At 43.2% G+C, this 20,200-nt stretch carries 16 protein-coding genes and 1 tRNA gene; 4 read left to right on the plus strand and 13 right to left on the minus strand.

What is annotated here, in order from left to right:
- Window positions 1-10: 10 nt before the first annotated feature.
- The 3 genes from mgtA to EI981_RS18990 form a co-directional block, all read right to left on the minus strand.
- Window positions 11-2,674, minus strand: a complete 2,664-nt coding sequence (gene mgtA, locus EI981_RS18980; RefSeq protein WP_127000814.1) for a magnesium-translocating P-type ATPase — start codon at window positions 2,672-2,674, stop codon at window positions 11-13.
- Window positions 2,675-3,115: 441 nt separating this feature from the next.
- Complete coding sequence (locus EI981_RS18985; RefSeq protein WP_127000816.1) at window positions 3,116-3,679, minus strand: HD domain-containing protein; 564 nt, start codon at window positions 3,677-3,679, stop codon at window positions 3,116-3,118.
- Between the two features lie 53 nt (window positions 3,680-3,732).
- Complete coding sequence (locus tag EI981_RS18990; RefSeq protein WP_127000818.1) at window positions 3,733-4,686, minus strand: nucleoside hydrolase; 954 nt, start codon at window positions 4,684-4,686, stop codon at window positions 3,733-3,735.
- Window positions 4,687-4,774: 88 nt separating this feature from the next.
- Between EI981_RS18990 and EI981_RS18995 the strand changes: the two genes are divergently transcribed.
- Window positions 4,775-5,413, plus strand: a complete 639-nt coding sequence (locus EI981_RS18995) for a Crp/Fnr family transcriptional regulator (RefSeq protein WP_127000820.1) — start codon at window positions 4,775-4,777, stop codon at window positions 5,411-5,413.
- 66 nt (window positions 5,414-5,479) lie between these two features.
- Here the strand turns inward: EI981_RS18995 and EI981_RS19000 are convergent, their stop codons facing one another.
- From EI981_RS19000 to EI981_RS19015, 4 genes are all read right to left on the minus strand, one after another.
- Window positions 5,480-7,738, minus strand: coding sequence for a glycoside hydrolase family 31 protein (locus EI981_RS19000; protein ID WP_127000822.1), 2,259 nt, complete (start codon window positions 7,736-7,738; stop codon window positions 5,480-5,482).
- A 30-nt stretch (window positions 7,739-7,768) separates the two neighbouring features.
- Window positions 7,769-9,106, minus strand: a complete 1,338-nt coding sequence (locus EI981_RS19005) for an ABC transporter substrate-binding protein (RefSeq protein ID WP_127000824.1) — start codon at window positions 9,104-9,106, stop codon at window positions 7,769-7,771.
- 74 nt (window positions 9,107-9,180) lie between these two features.
- On the minus strand, window positions 9,181-10,011 hold the full coding sequence (locus tag EI981_RS19010; protein WP_127000826.1) for a carbohydrate ABC transporter permease: 831 nt from the start codon (window positions 10,009-10,011) through the stop codon (window positions 9,181-9,183).
- 13 nt (window positions 10,012-10,024) lie between these two features.
- Window positions 10,025-10,915 (minus strand): carbohydrate ABC transporter permease, encoded by an 891-nt coding sequence (locus EI981_RS19015; protein WP_127000828.1) that lies wholly within the window; start codon window positions 10,913-10,915, stop codon window positions 10,025-10,027.
- A gap of 179 nt (window positions 10,916-11,094) precedes the next feature.
- Here EI981_RS19015 and EI981_RS19020 point away from each other — a divergent pair, with 179 nt between their 5' ends.
- A complete protein-coding gene (locus EI981_RS19020) occupies window positions 11,095-12,924 on the plus strand; it encodes a sensor histidine kinase (protein WP_227011495.1) in 1,830 nt (609 codons plus the stop codon).
- The gene (locus tag EI981_RS19025; protein WP_127000830.1) at window positions 12,917-14,521 is read left to right on the plus strand and encodes a helix-turn-helix domain-containing protein; all 1,605 of its coding nucleotides are present in this window, start codon (window positions 12,917-12,919) and stop codon (window positions 14,519-14,521) included. The genes EI981_RS19020 and EI981_RS19025 overlap by 8 nt, the downstream gene beginning before the upstream one ends.
- 257 nt (window positions 14,522-14,778) lie before the next feature.
- Here EI981_RS19025 and EI981_RS30005 read toward each other — a convergent pair whose 3' ends face one another.
- Window positions 14,779-14,913, minus strand: a complete 135-nt coding sequence (locus EI981_RS30005; protein WP_257791987.1) for a hypothetical protein — start codon at window positions 14,911-14,913, stop codon at window positions 14,779-14,781.
- Between the two features lie 1,127 nt (window positions 14,914-16,040).
- On the opposite strand from EI981_RS30005, the gene EI981_RS19030 reads away from it, so the two are divergent.
- Window positions 16,041-16,265, plus strand: a complete 225-nt coding sequence (locus tag EI981_RS19030) for a hypothetical protein (protein ID WP_127000832.1) — start codon at window positions 16,041-16,043, stop codon at window positions 16,263-16,265.
- Window positions 16,266-16,352: 87 nt separating this feature from the next.
- On the opposite strand, the gene desA is transcribed toward EI981_RS19030, so the two are convergent.
- From desA to EI981_RS19055, 5 genes are all read right to left on the minus strand, one after another.
- Window positions 16,353-17,345, minus strand: a complete 993-nt coding sequence (gene desA, locus EI981_RS19035) for a Delta(5) desaturase DesA (protein WP_127000834.1) — start codon at window positions 17,343-17,345, stop codon at window positions 16,353-16,355.
- A gap of 335 nt (window positions 17,346-17,680) precedes the next feature.
- Window positions 17,681-17,953, minus strand: a complete 273-nt coding sequence (locus EI981_RS19040; protein ID WP_127000836.1) for an HU family DNA-binding protein — start codon at window positions 17,951-17,953, stop codon at window positions 17,681-17,683.
- A 108-nt stretch (window positions 17,954-18,061) separates the two neighbouring features.
- Window positions 18,062-18,265, minus strand: a complete 204-nt coding sequence (locus tag EI981_RS19045) for a cold-shock protein (RefSeq protein WP_127000838.1) — start codon at window positions 18,263-18,265, stop codon at window positions 18,062-18,064.
- A 249-nt stretch (window positions 18,266-18,514) separates the two neighbouring features.
- Window positions 18,515-18,598: transfer RNA gene (locus tag EI981_RS19050), tRNA-Leu, on the minus strand.
- 97 nt (window positions 18,599-18,695) lie between these two features.
- A complete protein-coding gene (locus tag EI981_RS19055; RefSeq protein WP_127000840.1) occupies window positions 18,696-19,868 on the minus strand; it encodes an NAD(P)-dependent malic enzyme in 1,173 nt (390 codons plus the stop codon).
- Window positions 19,869-20,200 lie beyond the last annotated feature (332 nt).

Raw genomic sequence — 20,200 nt, forward strand, 5'->3', positions numbered from 1 at the left:
TTCCTCCTTTCTAAATCAGTTCACCATATTTCGCAATATAGATGCGTTTTAATGCAGTTGTTAACAGCATATAACTTGCAACAATAATTAACAGGAATCCAAAATACCATATCGGGAGAGGCGTTAAACCTAATACATTGACCATAGGAGTAACGGTAAGACCCGTAAATACCAATATACCTATGATGGTTATCAGCATTACTGGAGTGGATGGTTTGCTTTGCAGGAATGGTATTTTTTTGGTTCGCAGCATATGTATGATCAGAACCTGTGTCCACATGGATTCCAGGAACCATCCAGTTTGAAAGAGCGCGATATATCGAGACTGCATATCCGGGTCGGTTAACTGCGTATAGACCAGTCCTCCCGTAAGCGATGGGCAAAGCACAAAGTATAAAAAAAGAAAGGTGATCACATCAAAGATTAAGCTGATGGGACCAAAAAAACGCATAAAGCGTCCAAGCGCTTTACCCGACCATTCCCTTGGAGAGGAAAAGACCTCTTTGTCCACATGATCCCACGGCAGTACGATACAGAGGATATCGTAAAGGAGGTTCAGAAGGAGAATCTGTATAGCAGCCATCGGTAAAAAAGGCAGAAAAGCACTGGCACAAACAATGGCAAGAATATTGCCAAAGTTAGAGCTTGCCGTTATTTTGATATATTTGGACATGTTGGCAAAGGTTTTTCTGCCCTCTAAAATCCCTTCTTCAAGCACATTTAAATCTTTCTGCAGTAAAATGACATCGGCTAAGTCTTTTGCAGCGTCAACGGCAGTATCGACAGATATGCCTACATCCGCTTCACAGATCGCAGGTATATCATTCATGCCATCGCCGAGGAAGCCTACGGTATGCCCGTTATCACGCAATGCCGTTACAATGCGAACCTTTTGACTCGGGGTTAATTCGGCAAATACATCCGTTTTTTCTACGGATAGCTGCAGTTCCAAATCGGAGAGCTGATCTAAATCGGCTCCGGTTAACATATTCTCGGAAGCGATGCCGATTCTGCTGCAGATGGAGAGAGCAATCTGCTGATGGTCACCCGTCAGAATTTTCGTTTTAACCTGTAAATTTTTGAGTTTGGCAATGGACTGGGCAGCCGATTTCTTGGGCGCATCAAAGAATGCCAGATAACCCATCAAAATCATGTCTGCCTCATCTGTCAGGGATACTGTATTCTGGCTGCCCATGTTCTTCCTAGCCAGAGCAATTACCTTCATGCCATCTTCCAGCATTTCATCTACTACAGCGGCAACACTGCCTCTTCCATTGTCTGAAATAGGCTGGATTGTTCCTTGGTACTCGACGAAAGTACAGCGGGAGAAGACAGCCTCCACATCCCCTTTCATAATGAGCTGATGCTCTCCGTTAACATCTGCAAGAAGTGTACTCACAAATTTACGGCTATAATCAAAGGGGATTTCATCTGCTTTCGAATACTGTCCAGCCAAATCCTCATAATAATCCCTTTTTTGAGGCATGTTTCGACACTCCAGAATTGAATTATCAATAGGATTTTTCACACCAGAGTGATATAAGCTGTTCAAATAGGCCCAACGAAGCACTTCATCGTTTTCATTCCCAATAATATCCATATAGTATTCTAATACGATGTTTACATTAGTTAATGTCCCCGTTTTGTCCATGCATAGAACGTCCATGCTTCCGAACCCTTGCATAGCGTTGATGTCTTTAATAATCGTCTGTTTCTTCGACATAGACATACTGCCCTTTGCCAGGCAGGTTGTAATCACCATAGGCAGCATCTCTGGGGTAAGTCCAACCGCAACAGATAGCGCAAATAGAAAAGATTCCACCCAATTGCCTTTTGTCAGGCCGGAAATAATAAAGACAATCGGAACAAGTACAGCCATGAACCGGAACAACACCCACGCAATAGAGTTTGCCCCTTTCTCAAAGCCTGTGGATGCATGATCATTAGGCTGAACAAAGTTGCCATATAAAGTATCTTTTCCAACCGCCAATACAATACCTTCGCCTTTTCCGCTAATCACCGTCGTTCCCATAAAGACAAGATTCTCGTATTGGGAAAAGGCCATTTGCTCCGTATAGTGATGCTGTCTACTGCTTTTTTCCAGAATTCCGCTTTCTCCCGTGATCGCAGATTGCGAAACAAACAGATCGGCTGTATTGGTAAGACGCATGTCCGCAGGTGTGCGATCACCAGCGAACAAATAGACGTAATCCCCTACCACCAAATCTTCAGCAGGTATTTTAATCAGAACACCATTTCTCTTCACATTAACATGGGTATGTATAAGGCGATCCAGCTGGTCATAAGCATGTTTGGAGCGAATCTCCAGAAGAAAACGTACAGAACCACTAACAAGAATCATTACGCTGATAATGACAACCGAGGTAGTATTTCTATTGAAATCATTGGCCTGCCACATCTCTGTTGCAAAAGATACCATGGCCAGCACGAATAGGATAATAGTAAAAGGATTGATAAACGCCCGGCGCAGCCGAAACCAGACAGTATCTGATTTTCCAGCAGTAGCACTGTTGTCCCCATACTTTTTCCTCATGGCTTCGATTTGTTCCAGACGGAGTCCGTGTCGTGTAGTGCCCAAATCATCATATAAAATGTCCGTGTTGCTATGAGCATATTTCTTCATACGCTCATTCAGAGGAGAGAGGTTCTTCAATGAAATACTTCCTTCCTATAAGACAGGTTTTACCCTTTTCTTATCATACTATTTTCATCTAAATAATAAAAAATTAGTATCACAGTATGGGCATTTCGTCGGCTACGTTTAATTTTAACATGTTGTCTTAAGGGATTTCCTTGCATTTTCTTGCGATTCGCCCATGGTAACTCTGTTCCTTTATTCTCACAGCTAGAGCAAGCTTTTCAAAACGCCGCTGATTACCAATCCGAAGGTGTAGGATATGCGGGCAAGGAGCAGATCTATCTTTACTCCCTTACCTCCTTAGCTGGGTCCGACCACATGAAATTCCAATTAGAGGTACCGGAAGATACACATAAATGACCTGCAAGATGAGCAACTTTTTTCAAAGTCTTCAGCTTGCAGGTCACAGTTTAGTTTCCAAATTCCAGCAAATCGTGTTTTTAGAGAGGGTTGTCCTTATTTATCATTTATTTTGCTCTCTGTCTCTCTATTCAATTCTGCTCTTAATTCCTTTAAAAAAGCTCCCTCTTCAAAGTATTTCAAACCGTACGTAAGATTGAATTCATAGTTAAAGTCTTGAGGATTATGCCCTTGGTTATGCTGTATAATAGTTTCAGCTTTATCAAGGGCTTTTACGAAAATGGCTTCCTTTGTTATACCTTCCTCGTATTCCTCCCACACGGCTATGAAATGCTTGCCAACTTCAGAGGGTAGAAAACCTGCCAATCTATCAATTGCAATTTTTTCTTCTTTGGTCTTCTCTGCTTTATCTGACATTAATACTGCAGATTGATCTCCAGTGTAAAGTTCGCCAAGATCATGGATTAAACTCATAAATAGCACCTTTTCATAATCTATTTCTGGGATTTGCATGGCTGTAATGGCTACAAAAAGTGCTAATCTCCATGAATGCTCGGCCGTGCTTTCTTGCCGTCCTGTCTGCGTCCAAGCCGTCCTTGTGACGGACTTCAAACCTTCAACTTCTTTGATAAAATCAAGGTATTTTTTTATTTCAATCATTTTATGCACCTTTTTTATACATATTAATTTTCAATATCGCATCTATCAGAAACTTAACGAATCAATAAACTAGATAAACGTTGCTTGTACAACTGATGATCTATTCGCTTACAAACCACCGCATTAGGAAGATTGCTGCCAAATCCATCTGATATCGCTAATTTGCTGCCATCATTAATTACAACCTGACCATATGTTGCTTCTTCTGTGGTACAGACATAGCAATAACATAATTTGTCCTCAAGAACGATATCACCCCATAGCACAACACCCATGGCGACAGCATCAGGTAAATCAACAAAATGCTCCCCTCGTGCTTGCAGATTGTATTCTAAAAGGCACCGGTTACATTGAACAGCATATACAGCTTCTTCCTTTTGGCTTTCTAATATTAGTTCCATATCTTCTCTATTCCAGGCCGCTTCACCTAAACAAACATCAAAACCGATTATAGTTATAGGAATTCCTGATTTCATCATAATGCTATAAGATTCTGCATCTACATATACATTAAATTCAGCAACCGGGGTCGTGTTTCCAGGTCCAAATCCAGCAGTCCCCATCGAATAAATACGCTTAACTTTTTTCATCGTTTCTGGCTTTTTTAATATGGCAAATGCTATATTGGTTACAGGTCCGATAGTAATAATTTCCACTTCTCCCGGGTTTTTCTCTACCAAGTCTAAGATCATATCAACGGCGTGTCCGGGCTCAGAATGAAGGATAGGATGAATTAAGTTGCTATCTCCCATGCCATCTTCTCCATGTACATTAACCGCTGTGACGAGATCCCTCATCAGTGGTTTGCCCGCCCCTACATAGACCGGCGGCATTTGCGCATGGGTTACTTCTACCGTCATTAAGGCATTTTTAGTCGCCAGTTCCAGCGGCACATTGCCACAAACTGTCGTAATAGCCAAAACATCCACTTCCGATGATTTTAAAGCCATGATTAACGCAACTGCATCATCACTTCCCGTATCTGTGTCGATAATCAATTTTCTCATAATAAGCCCCCCCATCTTGGTTGGCCTTATTATATAATTCGATTTATAACGAAAAATAGGTCAAATGACCAAAAGAAGAAGGGAAAATATGAATTTAAAAGATATCGTGAATAATGCACCTGCACATATTAAGACAGAATTTATTTATAGAAGACATGAAAAAGGCAGTCTTATTATTCACCCGCATGAGCAAAACCATCATCTTTATATTCTAACTACAGGTATTGCAGAAGTTTACAGACAAGGCTATACAGGAACAATGGTTTCCTTATATATCTATGATTCATATAGTTGTTTTGGGGAGATAGAAATTTTTAATAAAAAAATTAAAACACTTGGTGTTATTGCCCAACAAAATTGTGAAACGATAGCTATCCATAAGACAAAGGTCTATGAATGGATGAAAATCGACTTTAATTTTAATCTCTACATTATAAAACAACTTGCCTCAAAATTAATTTTAAGTTCAGATACCGTAGCGCAATTATCACTGTTAACAGTTAAAGATCGAATCTTATTAAGTATACGTAATCATTACAAAATCGACGATTTAGAACATCTAACAAAGCAAACCTTGTCCAGCGAGGTCTGTACTCCCATCAGAAGTTTAAATCGTTCAATAGCTCAGTGTATAGACGAGGGTTTAATAAACTATAAAGATAAAAAGTTCTCTGTCACTTCGATTCATAAAATAGAAGAATATCTGAGAAACTTTTTAGCAAATTAAACTCCTCTATGGAGAGATCGAGCAAAGCGACTCCGGACATATGTCCGAAGTCGCTTGGTTTGTGTATTAAGAGTTGACCCTTCGATCCTCTAACTCTACTAACTTCCTCGTAATTGGATGATAAAAAACGCCAGAACAAGTGGCTCCATCAGCGCTATAAGCCACCGCCTCTACTTCCTCCCAATTCACAAAATCAAGAGAAGCAGCAGGCTCTACCTGCGGAATGATTGCACCGCTGCGCACCAATACGATAATCGGGATATCACCTGCTGTAATAGTTACCCAGCCACCGCCTTCATAGACTTCACCTGTTTGGTAGTCGATCCACTTGCCCTTCGGCAAATAAACGTGGCGCTCAGAGGTCTCCTCCAACATAGGAGCTACAAGCAGATCTGAGCCGAATAAATACTGATCATCAACCATCCAGCATGCCGGGTCCTGCGGATATTCTATGAACATCGCTCTCATCATCGGCAATCCTGCTTCGGATGACAAATAAGACTGCGTATAAATATAGGGCATCAATCTGTATTTCATTTGTACCGCAGCTCGAAAATCCTTCAAGAACTGCTCACTGTAAGCCCACGGCTCCTTGGGCGGAGCTCCGTGCGCACGGCTGTGTGAGGAGAGCATGCCGAATGGAAGCCAGCGACGGTATAGAGACTCCGGGCTCTTCTTCACAAATCCGCCAATATCATGACTCCAATAAGTGAAGCCGCTAAGCCCCATCGATAAACCCGCACGCAAGCTGGCATGCATAGCAGAGTCCGTGTTCTCAGCATCGCCGCCCCAATGAAGCGGATAACGCTGACTTCCCGCCCAAGCACTGCGGGCAAAAATAATCGTATCGCCCGTTACCTTTTTCGTTATTTCTGCAACCGTTTTGTTATAGCGAAGCGGATAAAGATTATGCTCCAGTCGTCCGCTTCTGCCGGAATGATAACGTCCATAGATCGGCGCACTTTCGCCGAAGTCTGCTTTGATCGCGGCAACGCCCATATCCAGCAAACCTTCAATTTTCTCTTGATACCATGCAACCGCCTCTGGATTACTAAAGTCCAGAATAGCATCGCCTGTCGGCAAATTGCCTTCATTATCTGTAATGACCAAGCCCTTCTCAATCAGTTCCTCAAAAAACAGGTTATGCGGCGTAAAATAAGGAATTTGCCATAAACTGATCCGAAAACCGTCCTTGCGCAAATCGTTAATCATTTGCTGCGGATCATCGAAGCGGCTGGATGAAAACTGATAGTCGCAACGCCAATCTTGCTCAAACCAACCGGTATCCAAATGAATGACGTCACAGGGAATATCATACTCTCTAAGCTTAGCAGCCACCTCTCTAGCCTGTGCTTCAGAGTTATACGTAATCCGACTCATCCAAAGCCCAAAAGACCATAGTGGAGGAAGCGGACTTCTTCCTGTTATCGCTGTATAGGATAGCAGGAGCTGCTTAGGCTCTCCAAAAAAGAAAAACAAATCAATACTGTCATCATCCACATAAAGAGTATTGGCGGCATCGTAATCCTGACCAATATCGAACGTCATCGGAGCACTGGAGTGAATAAACATGCCATAACCTTTATTGCTCATAAAAAACGGAATCGGTTTATACATATCAGGCGACTGCGCGCTCAATGGGTCCCGGGTAAACAATCGCATACGCTGCCCGCGCTTATTCAATGCCGTGAAGGACTCGCCTGTGCCAAATATTTTCTCTCCAGGAGACAAGGAAAAGGAGGCCGCCAAGCGATGTGACATATCGGAAATAGAACGCGCATAGGAAAACGGAATAGGGTACGTATTGTTTAAGGACGGCTTATCTTCGTGATGATACGTTTGAGTCAGCACTCTACCTTTACTGTCTCTAAAGATCAAACGGAATGGAGCAAGCTCCAGTTCAACAGAGCCGCATTCATTACTCCAACGATAACCCTTCTCCATTTTTTCTTCACGCCAAGACTCATCTATGCCAATCTCTCCATCAAGCATAACCGATGGAATAGCGGCGGCCGTTCTAAGGCGTGTCTGAATTTGAATCCGCACGGTATCCCGCGCTACAAAGGTAAGCTTAAAGGGCATTTCCGGCGATTGCTCATAGTCAGGAGGAAACTCCCACATCGCCGTCGGCTCGAAAAAGTAATCTATCTTATTAAACGCCATTCTTGGCTTGCGGCTGGCGCGCACCCATTTCAGCGTGCCCTGCTGCTTGAGAGGAGCAAACGAAGTGACTTCATGTCCTTGAAAATACTGGCTTTCCAGCGTCCTGAACGATTCACCGACATCGATTGATCCATTCAAGCGATCGGAATGAACTTTTGTCATGATCCATGACCTCCCACTACAAAACAATCATTATTGTCTATCATCAATCAGTTTCTGAATTTTCTCATTCATATTTTTCATCGTTGTATCCAAATCCTGATTAGCAAGCATCAGGCGGTCGAACTCTTCAATGAAGATTTTCTCAACTTCAGGCTGATAAGAGACCGGCACATTTATTTTGGGTGTAATGGAATTGTTCAGCACATACAGAAGAGATTCTTTATCCACATGCTCAGGCGTTTGGGTATTGGAAATGATTTTATCTACTACCTTCTCAAGGTCTGCACCTTTCCAGGATGGCAAATACTGCCCTTGCATCGTTAACCACTCTGTGGTAAACCAGCGGACGAATGTGTAGGCTTCTTCCTTATGCTTCGATCTACCGTATATCGTCAAAATATCTGCGCTTATCGGTCCAACCATCGGATCTTCTTTATTCAATTTAGGATAAGGAGCGAACACAGTCTTAAAGTTAGCGGGAACGGTTTCCGTACCGCCAACGTCAACTAATATATAAGATCCCGTAATGAGCATGCTTGCATCTTGATTCAAATATTGCGGACGATAGTTCAGCTTTTGGCTGATCACTTCTGCATAAGGAGTTGACGATTTATCTTTTTGAGATTGCAAGCGAAGCTCGAGTGATTTTTTCAGTGCCGGATTTAGAATATTGGCTGTTTTATGATCATCCATAACAAGCCCTGTATTTTCCATCTGACCGTTTAACGCCAGTGACGCATAGTTCGCCCAAGTGTGAAAATAGTTCCCGTACCTCGTTTTACCGTTTTCTGTTTTCGTCATCGCTTTCGCATATTCCAAGTACTCGTCCCAAGTCCAATCCTTAGGAACTTCAAGACCAGCTTCTTTCAAATGATCCTCATTTATAATAACCAAATTCGTCGTCATCGTTCCTGGAAGCCCGTAGTATTTGTTGTTTACTTTCAAATCAACTTTATATTCGTCTTCATAAGCAACGCCTTCCTTGGCCATGTAGTCATCAAGCGGCTCGAACATATCAAGCGCAATTCTAGGTACGAGCTGATTCGTTCCGGGCACCATGATAACATCCATATCTTCATTAGAGGCCGCGGCTAAATCAACTCTTTTCATAGCCTCCAGCGAGTTATTGTCGCCCGGCGAGACGAAATCAATTTTAATATTTGGATGAGTGCTCTCAAATTCTTTGATCATAACGTCAAACCCTGCATCGAGACTGTTCCAAGTATTAAACTTCAAGGTTACAACTTCGTCTTCACTCGTTCCTTCTGGTTTTTCATTCGCTTTGTTTCCCCCTGAGATGGAACAAGCAGAAAGCAACAAAGTCGATACTAGCAGTCCTGCCATCGATTTTGCCCAAAAATGTTTCATAGTAATACCCTCCCTTTATTTGTAAAGAAACGTAATGCTGTATCGAAACCGCTGATGCGGATTTCAAACGGGGATTAACCTTTCACACTGCCTGAAGCTACGCCTGCAATGACATATTTTTGCCCAAAAATAAAGATCAGCAGCAAAGGGAATATCGCAATGACCGTACCTGCCATCATAAGTGAGTAAAACTCGCCATGCATATCCGAAAACTTCCTGATGCCAAGCTGAATCGTATAAAGGTTCTCTGATCGCAGGAAGACTAGAGGGCCTTGATAATCGTTCCATGTCCAAATGAAACGCAAAATCATATACGTTGCCAGTCCTGGTGTTACGAGTGGAAGCGCTATTTTGCAAAAAATCGACCAATGATTCGCTCCATCTATTCTCGCCGACTCGATAATTTCATTGTTAATGCCCATAAAGAACTGGCGCAGCATAAACGTTCCAAGCACACCGGAGGCGCCAAGCAGCATAAGTCCTGTATGACTGTCAAACAGTCCGAACCAACGGTAAATAATAAACTGCGGAACAAGTACCGCTTGCGAGGGGATCATAAATGTCGCTAAAACGACGAGAAACAAGAAGTCGCGCCCTTTAAAGGCAATTTTCGAAAAGCCATAAGCAGCCATGGATGATATGGTCAGCGAAAAGGCTGTTGTAGCTAATGTTACCTTAATGCTGTTCCAATAATAAAGTCCGAAGGGTACCGTACCAAATATCACTTCTCTATAATTTTCAATGGCACGCCAGGTTTCCGGAATCCACTGAATTGGATATTTCATAACATCAAGCTCAGGCTTGAAGGATGCGGAGAGCATCCACAGAAACGGCATAATAAAGAAGATACCTGCGACTGCCATCAGAACCGTGACCAATACACGGTTAACACGAATCGTTTGCATGCTTGATCACTCCTTAATAGTTGACCCATTTTTTCTGTCCAAACCATTGAACAACCGTAACGATCATCAGAGAGAACAATAATAGAATTCCAATTGCAGATGCATACCCCGAGCGCAAATTAACGAAGGCAACCTCATACAAATAATGCACGATCACTGAAGTAGAGCCTGCCGGACCACCCTCGGTCAACACCATTACCAGATCAAACACTTTGAAGGAGCCGATGATCCCTGTAATCAGCAAGAAAAAGATGGTTGGTGACAGCATCGGAATAGTAACATTCATAAACTGTCTGAATTTCGAAGCCCCATCCATATCGGCAGCCTCATACAAATCCTTCGGAATCCCTTGTAAGCCCGCAATAAATAAGATCATATTGAATCCAAGGCCTGTCCAAACCATAATGATCATCACAGCGATTAGTGCATACTGTGGATCTGCAAGCCATAGTGGCGGATTAGCAATTCCAATTGATTTTAGAAAACCGTTAATCGGTCCGCTTGTTGGATGATATAGTACTCTCCACAATAATGAGACGGCTACAAAGCTGGATATAAACGGCATGAAATAGATTACCTTAAAGAACGATTTGAAATACGTCACGCGATCAATCAGAACTGCCAACACAAGCGCAATAATCATACTGAATGGAACAGTCAATATCATCGTCAGATTATTTTTCATCGCCCGCCAAAAATGCTCATCCTTGAATAACTCCTCATAATTGCCAAAACCAATAAAATGGATATTTCCCAGCCCTGTGATGAAATTCCAATCCGTAAAACTAATTATGCCCGACAGGAAAATCGGTATTATTGTCAGCAGCATAGTCGTCAGCAACATCGGCAAAACAAATAGGTATCCAGCTATACTATTATAGAAAGACTGCTTGCGTTGCTTCATCTCTATCACCTCTCGCTTACTTCACTATAAGCCCATTATAGAAGCGGGGTTTGTTCATTACATGAAACGATTTTTTCTATTCCGAAAAAAATATGCTAACTTGCGTAATACCCAAAATCGTATTCGACAAGATTCTTTTCGTTCATATATAATCGTAAATAAAGGAGGCATGAGAGCGGTTGCATAATTTCTTACGTAAAATGTCGCTTCGCAAAAAACTGATTATGACTTCCATTTTGTGTTTAATGCTTCCGACGATTCTCATGCTAAACATCACCAATGTTTACTCCCAATGGATTATTCGTGAGCATTCCCAAGAAAGCGCAACCCAATCGCTTGCTATCATTCAGTCTCAAATCAGAGCGATTTTGGAAGAAATGATCTCCGTATCGAACTTCATTCAATTTGATGCGGAAATTAAAACTTTGCTTGATATAGCCAAAGATGATCCGACTGCAGCGAAACGACTGACGACCCGATTGGAGCAAATTGCCGGAGAGAAAAGCGACCTGAAAATTACTCTGCTGCTAGAGGATGGAAGGGCTTATTCCGATTATTCATTTTACGATTTTCAGCCTAAGCTGTTTTTTGAAAAGCAATGGTTTTCCGGGATGTCCAAGCTCTCTCCGTTCGAGACCTTGTTTCTTGGAGCAGAGCAGAACTATTTGCCTCCGCAATCTGCCGATCAGCAATATGTCATCATCACGGCACGCGCGATCATGGAGGATGTGTCACGTTCACCATATGCCTACCTCATCGTCAGCCGCACCGAAAATACAATTCGCGAGCTGTTTGCTGATTTTAAAGAGGATATTTATTTGCTTGACGGTCAAAATCGCATTTTATCAAATCGTAAAGACGAGCTGATTGGGCAAAACTTCGATTCTATCTTGGATACAAAAGCGTTGGAATCGCCAAGTATCATTCATGCTAACGGAGAGAACCAGCTCTACATCTCGATGCCTGTTCGATTTTCCGACTGGCGCCTGGTAAGTGTTGCCCGCTATGAGCAATTAACTGAAAAGCTGAACGGTATTTCTCGGAGCGGCATCTTGGTTCAAATATTGTTGGCAGTCAGCTTTCTGATTGCACTCACCTATTTGTTACAGCGCTTTACCAAGCCCGTAAAAGTACTCGGTCAAGTAGCAAAGAAGGTAGAAGGCGGTAATCTCACCATTCGCTCCAATATCCGCGGTAGTGATGAGGTTGGCAGTCTCGGTCGTTCCTTTGACAAGATGCTGGATCAAATTCAGCGCACTTTGGATCAGGTACAGATCGAGCAAGAGTTGAAACGGCGCGCAGAGCTATCACTTCTGCAAGCGCAGATCCATCCGCATTTTTTGTTCAATGTGCTGAGTTCTATTCGCATGCAGCTTCTGATGAAGCAGGATGAGGAAAACGCCGAACTGATTGGTTCTCTATCCTCATTGTTGCGGGCAACGATTTCCAAAAAGGATGAGTTTATTACACTCTATGCAGAGCTGGAGACGGTAAAAGATTATATTGAGTTAATGAATTTCACAATGAGGCATCCGATCGAAGTCAAGATGAATATAAAAGAGGAGCTATGGCTTGAAACGATGCCCCGCTTTATTTTTCAACCCATTATCGAAAATGCCTATAAACATGCGTTTAGCAGCAAAGGCGGAATTATAGCTATTCGCATTGAGCAAATCGAGCCAATAGAGCATATGGGAAGCATGAATTGTCATGAAAAAAACAAGGTCATGTTGAAAATAGAAATCGAAGATAATGGCCGAGGTATGAAGGCGGCGGATTTAGAGGCCTTGCAACAGCGTCTCGAACTGCAAACATGGGAAATTATTAATGTCTCTCTTGCAGACGATCAACAGCAATCTACTGGCATCGGCTTGTCCAATGTATATGATCGTTTGAAACTGATTTTTGGCGAGCAGTTTGAAATGACTATTCGTAGTCAGGATCAGCAAGGAACCTGCGTCACATTAATGCTGCCGCTCCAGACCGGGAAGGAGGACTACCATGTATAAAGTAATTATTTCCGATGATCATATGCCCATGCTTAACTATCTCTCTGCTAATATCCCTTGGCAAAGCCTTGGACTTGAGCTGATTGCAACTTGCGCTGACGGTGAGGAAGCGTTAGAAGCCTGCGTTACGCATCGGCCCGACATATTAATTACCGATATTGGTATGCCAATAATGAACGGTTTGGAAGTCATTCAACTCGCCTGTGCAGCGAACTCTCGACTAAAAACGATTATCCTGTCTTGCCATGAGGATTTCCAATATGCTCAGCGTGCCGTACAACTGGAGGTCAGTGATTATGTACTGAAAGAAAGCTTGCGGATTGAGCAGATTACGGAGATTTTAAAAAAACTTCGCGGGAAGCTGGATGCCGAACGCGCATCGCAGCGTGAGCATCAACAGCTACAGGATGTCGTAAAGTCCAACGGTTCAACAATCCGAGCCACTTTCCTGCGCTCATTAATTGAGCAGCCCATATGGAATCTAACGGAGTGGGAGGAAAAAGCAGAGTCCATCGGTATTCATTTTCATCAAAAAATGCCCTACTTGCCGGTTATGGCGATTCTTGAGCATCCGAATGAATTAGAGGAGCGTTTTGGTGGAAAGCATAATATGCAGTTTGTGCTCCTTAATGGACTCGATGAACTGATTACTATCGAAGGTTGTGTGCTCCTCTCCTTCGATGAACGCTCTTCGCTGATTATGTTTCCTTTTCCAAAAACGATTTCTCGCAATCTGTATGAAGAGATCCAACTACTGCTTAAGCAAATCCAAATTAAAATGATCCAGTATCTAAAAACCGGCATCTCCTTCTATCTGGGAGGGGTTTGCGAAAACTTGACTGAGTTGAAGACCCAAGCGCAGCAGATTTTAGAATTGGGCTCCTTTCGTTTTTATGCTGGAGAGAATTGTCTCGTCAAATGGCAAGCTATAAAAATGACGAAAGATGATATTTTCGTTCACTATACCAACATATTGCAAAGCATTCGAAACTGTATCGTCGGCAAAGACAAGCAACTAGCTGCAACAACGGTCCATCACTGGATCATCCACATAAATCACTTGAAGTATCCTGTCGAGGCTGTGCAAGGCCTGGTATTGAAGCTGGTTACAGAAATTGAGCTTAAATATACCGTGATGCAAAGCTTTGTTACTAATTTCAACGTCGAGCAATTTCACCGTATCATTTATGCCATAGAAACGCTAGACCATTTGGAACGGTGGCTTACGCAGTATTTGGAGCAAAAGATTACGTCTCTTGGGGCAATTAAGGACGTCTCACTTCGCAAGGAGGTTGCTGAGGCTAAACGCTATGTGATCATGAATCCGGGCGAAAAAATAAGCATGGAGGAAATGGCACAGCGAATCCATATGAATTCCAGCCATTTTAGTCGAATGTTCAAGGTTGAAACCGGGGAAAACTTCATCTCTTTTGTAACCAGGGTCAAAATGGAACGTGCGCAAGAGCTGCTAGATCAATCCGATCTCACTGTTCAGGAAATAGCAGAGCAGCTTGGCTATGAGCATACAAGCTATTTCATCAAGCTATTTCGCAACTATTCCGGCCATTCGCCGAGCGAGCAGCGCAGAAGATTGTGATTCTCGCCATCTTTTTTGCTAAGGGCATGGCCTCTCTTTTATAATAAATCGCACACTCCCAGCGCACGGTGTGGCGTATGATGGCTGTCAACTACATTAAGGCGCAGTAACAGTCCTGGTTTAATTAAGGAGGGAGGGTTGCAACTTAACTCTAGCTCTTTGCTCTTTGCTCTTTGCTCTTTGCTCTTAGCTCTTAGCTCTTAGCTCTTAGCTCTTAGCTCTTAATCAGCTTGCCGCCCTTGCCGTTGTACCGCCAATCATTGGTAAGCAACCTCTATGGAATCCGTTCGCATCCGCTTTTGTCCATCTTTTTCAGCAGAGCCAACTTCAACTCCAAATTGGAAGGTTTCCAATGAAGGGTTCGCTTTTTTATCTGGAACAACATCGATCACTACAGTGCCTTTGCCGCCCCCGATTGGTTTATAGGAACGATCTCTTCCTATTGATCTTCAAGCAAGACACTGGAGCGTTTTAATAGTGATTCTGAACCATGTGCATCACATGGTGCGCAGCAGGAAGAGGTTGTCTCCAAAGTTGATTATCCGACTTGGGGACAACCCTTTTTTCGCGTCAAAGACGGGGACAAAGCGGGGATATGGGACATCCCCATGTTGCGTCGGATCACTCTAACATTATTGACCGTTAGCATTGCTTCCCCGTACGCCGCCCCTGTAACGGGCAATAATGTCCATTGGGAGTTGATGACGCGAATTTCATTATGCGGCTAACGGAAATCACAGCCCTTATTTCGGTAAAATAAGGCCATTTGAATTTCTAACGGAACTAGAAGACGTTATTGGACCAAAAATGAGGGACCTTAGTCGGTTCTAGCCCGAATAACGTCCCTCATTTCCGTTAGGATTTGCAACCTACTAATTTCAACCATATAGCGGACCACATTTCCGTTAGCACTCCGAACTTCACTCTCATGCTCAGTTTTAACACTTTGGCTCTGCACCTTGTTTCTACTCTGTGCTCTACACCTAGCTTTTGTACCTCAAGCCTCTATTCTAACCTCTGCGCCTAGCTTTTGTACCTCAGCCCCTACTCTAACCTCTGCTGGGAGATGATGACGCGAATTTCATCATACGGCTAACGGAACTCACAGCCCTTATTTCGGTAAAATAAGGCCACTAGAATTTCTAACGGAACTAGGAGTCGTTATTGGACCAAAAATGAGGGATATTAGTCGGTTCTAGCCCGAATAACGTCTCTCATTTCCGTTAGAATTTGTAACCTGCTAATTTCAGCCATATAGCGGACCACATTTCCGTTAGCACTCCGAACTTCACTCTCATGCTCAGTTTTAACACTTTGGCTCTGCATCTTGTTTCTACTCTAGGCTCTGCACCTCGTTTCTACTCTAGGCTCTGCACCTTGCTTCTACTCTATGCTCTGCACCTAACTTTCGTACCTCTGCCTCTACTCTATGCTCTGCACCTAGCTTCTAAAAATTTGAAAATATAGCTTGTATAGTGCTACAATTCCTGAAACCACGTTATAAAGAGGTGTGTTGTTTATGACTAACTCGGATAATGGAGAAAGTAATAAAACACAGGAGGAAATATCCTCCTTTAACTCCGTAACCGATCACTATAGAAACATTATGGGTGTACCAACGCAAAAGATTGATATGGAAAAAATGCCGCGTATTCTTCGCTATTTTGGGTATTTTGTTTTCACTATCATTGCAGTAGGTACACTTCTTTATATCGTGATGTATATTTTGCAGTTTTTTCGTTGAAAAAGGGAAAAACCCTTGGACCTCGAGCATTACCAAAACTGGGAATAAAATAAGGCAGATCGCAAGAAACTACGATCTGCCTTATGTTTATTCTTTCAGACCCCGAAACCCCACAAATCGTTTGCTGCTCTCGTCCCACAGTCGGTATCGAAGCGCCTGCAGGCTCAAGCGAATTCCGATGGCAGGAACGCCCTGCATGGCGGCGTTGCTATCGTGCATTAACTGCAAGTTATAGTTCGACACCTGAGGATCCAGGTGATGAATATGGTGGAAGCCGATATTCCCCGTCATCCATTGCAGGATTTTGGGTAGCTTATAATAGGAGCTGCCGTTCATAGCCGCGCTAACGAAATCCCACTCATCTGCACGCTCATAATAGGTACCCTCAAATTGATGCTGCACGTAGAAGAGCCATATGCCCGCAACGCCAGACAAGTAGAGAATCGTCCCCTCCACCAGTAGGACCTCCTTCCAGCCTAGCAACCAACAGAGCAGTCCCATCAAGCCTGCTAACGCTGCGTTTGTGAGGTACGTATTCATGCGCTCTTTGCGCCTGGCACTCTTCCGGTTCAAGCGGTATACATACAAGAAGATAAATATCGGTCCAAGCCCGAACATGACAAATGGGTTGCGGTATAAGCGGTATCCCAAACGCTTCCATGGGGAGAGTGCCACGTATTCCTTCGTAGTCAGCGTCCAAATGTCACCTGTGCCTCTACGGCCTAAATTGCCGCTAGTCGCATGATGAATGGAGTGCTCATTTTTCCATTGCTCATAAGGGAAGAAAGTGAGGATTCCCGTCATCGTTCCGATGATCGTATTCGCCTTCTTCCCAGTTAAGAACGACAGATGGCAGCAATCATGGAATATAATGAAGATTCGGATCATGAATCCGGCTGCCGGAATTGCAAGCAACAGTGAGATCCATATTGAGATAGACAGCGTTTCATAGGCAAGACCCCACAGCAAGAGGAAGGGAATAATGCTATTAACCAACTGCCAGACGCTCTTCCGCAAATCCGATTTACCGTGAAGAGCCATGTCCTTCTTCCAACGGGTGTATTCTTGAAGTGATTTCATAGTACTCCCCTTTTCGTGGGAGTCACTCGCAGCAATGAAGAAAAAACGCAGAAAATCGTTATCAACAACGAACTCTTCTTAATTGTCCATACTGGTCGGTTGTAAAGAATCATTTCTCCAATTATCATTTATCATCCCTTTCGTTGCTTGTGTCATTCTTTAAATTGCTCAGATTGGCTGCTTTTCTCTCCAAACTCTGTTTGGAGTAAAAATTAATAATATCATCAATGGTAGAAAATCCGATACTAACGTTCGAATCATGTGTAGTTGTTTTGATAAAAAACCGCTTTCTGATGTGGTCACATCTTTTTTTATATTAGCATTTGGCGTTAAGCTTAATTTAAAGCCTTTTTCAGAGTGACTCCTGCCGTGAATACAGGAACTTTACCCGCCGGAAGTTCCACCTCTTCACCCGTTCTGCGGCTTCTTCCCATACGTGCTTCGCGACTACGGACATTAAATCTTCCAAAGCCAACTAGTTGAACTTCTTCGCCTTGCTTTAGAGCTTCAAAAATCGAGTCCAACACATGTGTTACTGCCTTTTCAGCATTCTTTTTTGAAAATCCACTAGATTTCGCCACTTCTTCAATCAATTGTTCTTTGTTCATTACAATACCTCCGCTTATATTATTTTAATCACGAAAATGACAGTCCTCGTGTATGGATGTAAAGCATAAATAAAAAAACTGCCCCACATTTAGGGCAGCTCGAATGATTTAATAAAGTTTAGAGACGCTTTCAGCCTGCGGTCCACGATTGCCTTGGGTCACATTGAACTGGACGCGTTGACCCTCATCCAACGACTTGTAACCATCACCCTCAATCGCGCTGAAATGAACAAACACATCGTTTCCGTCTTCGATTTCGATAAAACCAAAGCCTTTTTCAGCATTAAACCATTTAACTGTACCTGTTTGCATAGGATTCCTCCAAAAATCAAATTATTTAACACAACTATTTCAATGGCCACTAATAAAGGTTAGTGGTCATTAGGTATTTTTAGAATTCCGTACTTGATGTCCGCTAATGTATTAAAGATAAGAATACCATATCCGATAATATAAGTCAATATTTGGAGCTCTCGCTAATATCTCGCCGACCCCAAGCATACAAAAAGCCTCCGAACTATCACAAGGATAAATTCAGAAGCTTTTTCTTTGTTAAGATAATGCGGTCGAGAGGACTCGAACCTCCACGGGGGTTAGCCCACACGGACCTGAACCGTGCGCGTCTGCCAATTCCGCCACGACCGCGTTTTTCGTTGATGCAATGTTTTGCAACAACGAAATATAATATACCATGTATTTATAAGAGAGTCAACCAAAAAATTCTATAAATGATTTTCGAAAATTATATTCTTGAGACCCCCGTCTTCCGGGCGATTCGGATTACCGCTTCGCTAACGGCAATACTCGGTCTCTTGTCGAAGGCATCCGGAACAATGTAATTTTCATTAAGTTCCTCATCGTTCACCAGGTCTGCAATGCCTTGAGCCGCGGCAAGCTTCATCTCGTCCGTAATATTCCGTACTCTTGCGTCCAAAGCACCTCGGAAGATGCCTGGGAATACCAGAAGGTTGTTGATCTGATTGGGGTAATCAGATCTACCTGTGGCTACTATTCTTGCTCCACCTTTAATAGCCTCCTCCGGCATAATCTCCGGCACGGGGTTGGCAAGAGCGAAGATGATGCAGTCTGGATTCATGGTTTGCACCATTTTCTTCGTCAGCACTCCTTCAACCGACACCCCGATGAATACGTCCTTGCCTTTAATAATATCTTCAAGGGTTCCTGTCTCGAAATCCCTATTCGTAACTTTTGCGATTCTTTGATGGGCCTCGTTCATTGAGCCAGTATTCTCCGAAATTGCTCCGTTAATATCGCATAGTACCATATGCCTTGCCCCTGCCGCGAGCAGCAATTTTGCAATAGCAATACCCGATGCACCCGCGCCGTTGATCACGATACGCATACTGTCCAAAGATTTATCAACAATCTTCATAGCGTTGTGCAGACCCGCAAGCACGGCAACGGCCGTTCCGTGCTGATCGTCATGGTATACGGGAATATTTAGAGTTTCCTTCAGCTTATCCTCGATGTAGAAGCATTCAGGCGCCTTTATATCCTCCAGATGAATACCTCCGAAGCCGGGTGCGATAACTTGAATGGTTCTTACAATTTCATCCGGATCAAGGCTGTCGATACAGATCGGGAATGCGTTCACGTTGCCAAACTTCTTAAGAAGCAGCGCCTTGCCTTCGATAACGGGCAATCCCCCCTCGGGGCCGATATTGCCAAGCCCCAAAACGGCTGTCCCATTCGTTACAATGGCTACAGTGCTACCTTTGATCGTGTACTCATAGGCCTTTTCTTTATCTTTGGCAATTTCTTTGCAAGGTTCCGCTACCCCCGGCGTATATGCCAGCTCCAGATCGTGTTTGTTATTAAGCGGCATTTTAGTCGCAATTTCGAGCTTACCGTGTCTCACCCTATGTGCCTGTAATGCCTCTTCCTTTATGCTCATTGTCCCAACCCCCGGCATAATTGATAGATCTGTACGGCTCTTATTATTCCTTGCTTAACCTAACGGATAACATTAATGACCTACCTGTCTTTCAAATTTGACAGCGCTTACAAATTATCCCCCCTACTTCATCGACTCAGGATTGCCAACGACCCGAGTCACCAGAACATCTACCTTATACCCCGTGTTATGATTGTATTTCACCAGTGGACATTCATATAATAACACGCGCTGTCCTTCATGGGAATTGATAATGGCGGAATCTTAAAAATCCCATGGGAGTAAGCATTGGTAAACTCGACTCTTTGTCCGCCCTGTTCCTATTATACGGA

The sequence above is a fragment of the Paenibacillus lutimineralis genome (genome assembly GCF_003991425.1).
Lineage (GTDB): Bacteria > Bacillota > Bacilli > Paenibacillales > Paenibacillaceae > Fontibacillus > Fontibacillus lutimineralis.

Coding starts and splice junctions, on each gene's coding strand:
- EI981_RS19010 (WP_127000826.1), bottom strand. CDS start 10,011: ATGCAAACGATTCGTGTTAACCGTGTATTGGTCACGGTTCTGATGGCA.
- EI981_RS18995 (WP_127000820.1), top strand. CDS start 4,775: ATGAATTTAAAAGATATCGTGAATAATGCACCTGCACATATTAAGACA.
- EI981_RS18990 (WP_127000818.1), bottom strand. CDS start 4,686: ATGAGAAAATTGATTATCGACACAGATACGGGAAGTGATGATGCAGTT.
- EI981_RS19040 (WP_127000836.1), bottom strand. CDS start 17,953: ATGAACAAAGAACAATTGATTGAAGAAGTGGCGAAATCTAGTGGATTT.
- EI981_RS19005 (WP_127000824.1), bottom strand. CDS start 9,106: ATGAAACATTTTTGGGCAAAATCGATGGCAGGACTGCTAGTATCGACT.
- EI981_RS19055 (WP_127000840.1), bottom strand. CDS start 19,868: ATGAGCATAAAGGAAGAGGCATTACAGGCACATAGGGTGAGACACGGT.
- EI981_RS19015 (WP_127000828.1), bottom strand. CDS start 10,915: ATGAAGCAACGCAAGCAGTCTTTCTATAATAGTATAGCTGGATACCTA.
- EI981_RS19025 (WP_127000830.1), top strand. CDS start 12,917: ATGTATAAAGTAATTATTTCCGATGATCATATGCCCATGCTTAACTAT.
- EI981_RS19030 (WP_127000832.1), top strand. CDS start 16,041: ATGACTAACTCGGATAATGGAGAAAGTAATAAAACACAGGAGGAAATA.
- EI981_RS19000 (WP_127000822.1), bottom strand. CDS start 7,738: ATGACAAAAGTTCATTCCGATCGCTTGAATGGATCAATCGATGTCGGT.
- EI981_RS18985 (WP_127000816.1), bottom strand. CDS start 3,679: ATGATTGAAATAAAAAAATACCTTGATTTTATCAAAGAAGTTGAAGGT.
- desA (WP_127000834.1), bottom strand. CDS start 17,345: ATGAAATCACTTCAAGAATACACCCGTTGGAAGAAGGACATGGCTCTT.
- EI981_RS19045 (WP_127000838.1), bottom strand. CDS start 18,265: ATGCAAACAGGTACAGTTAAATGGTTTAATGCTGAAAAAGGCTTTGGT.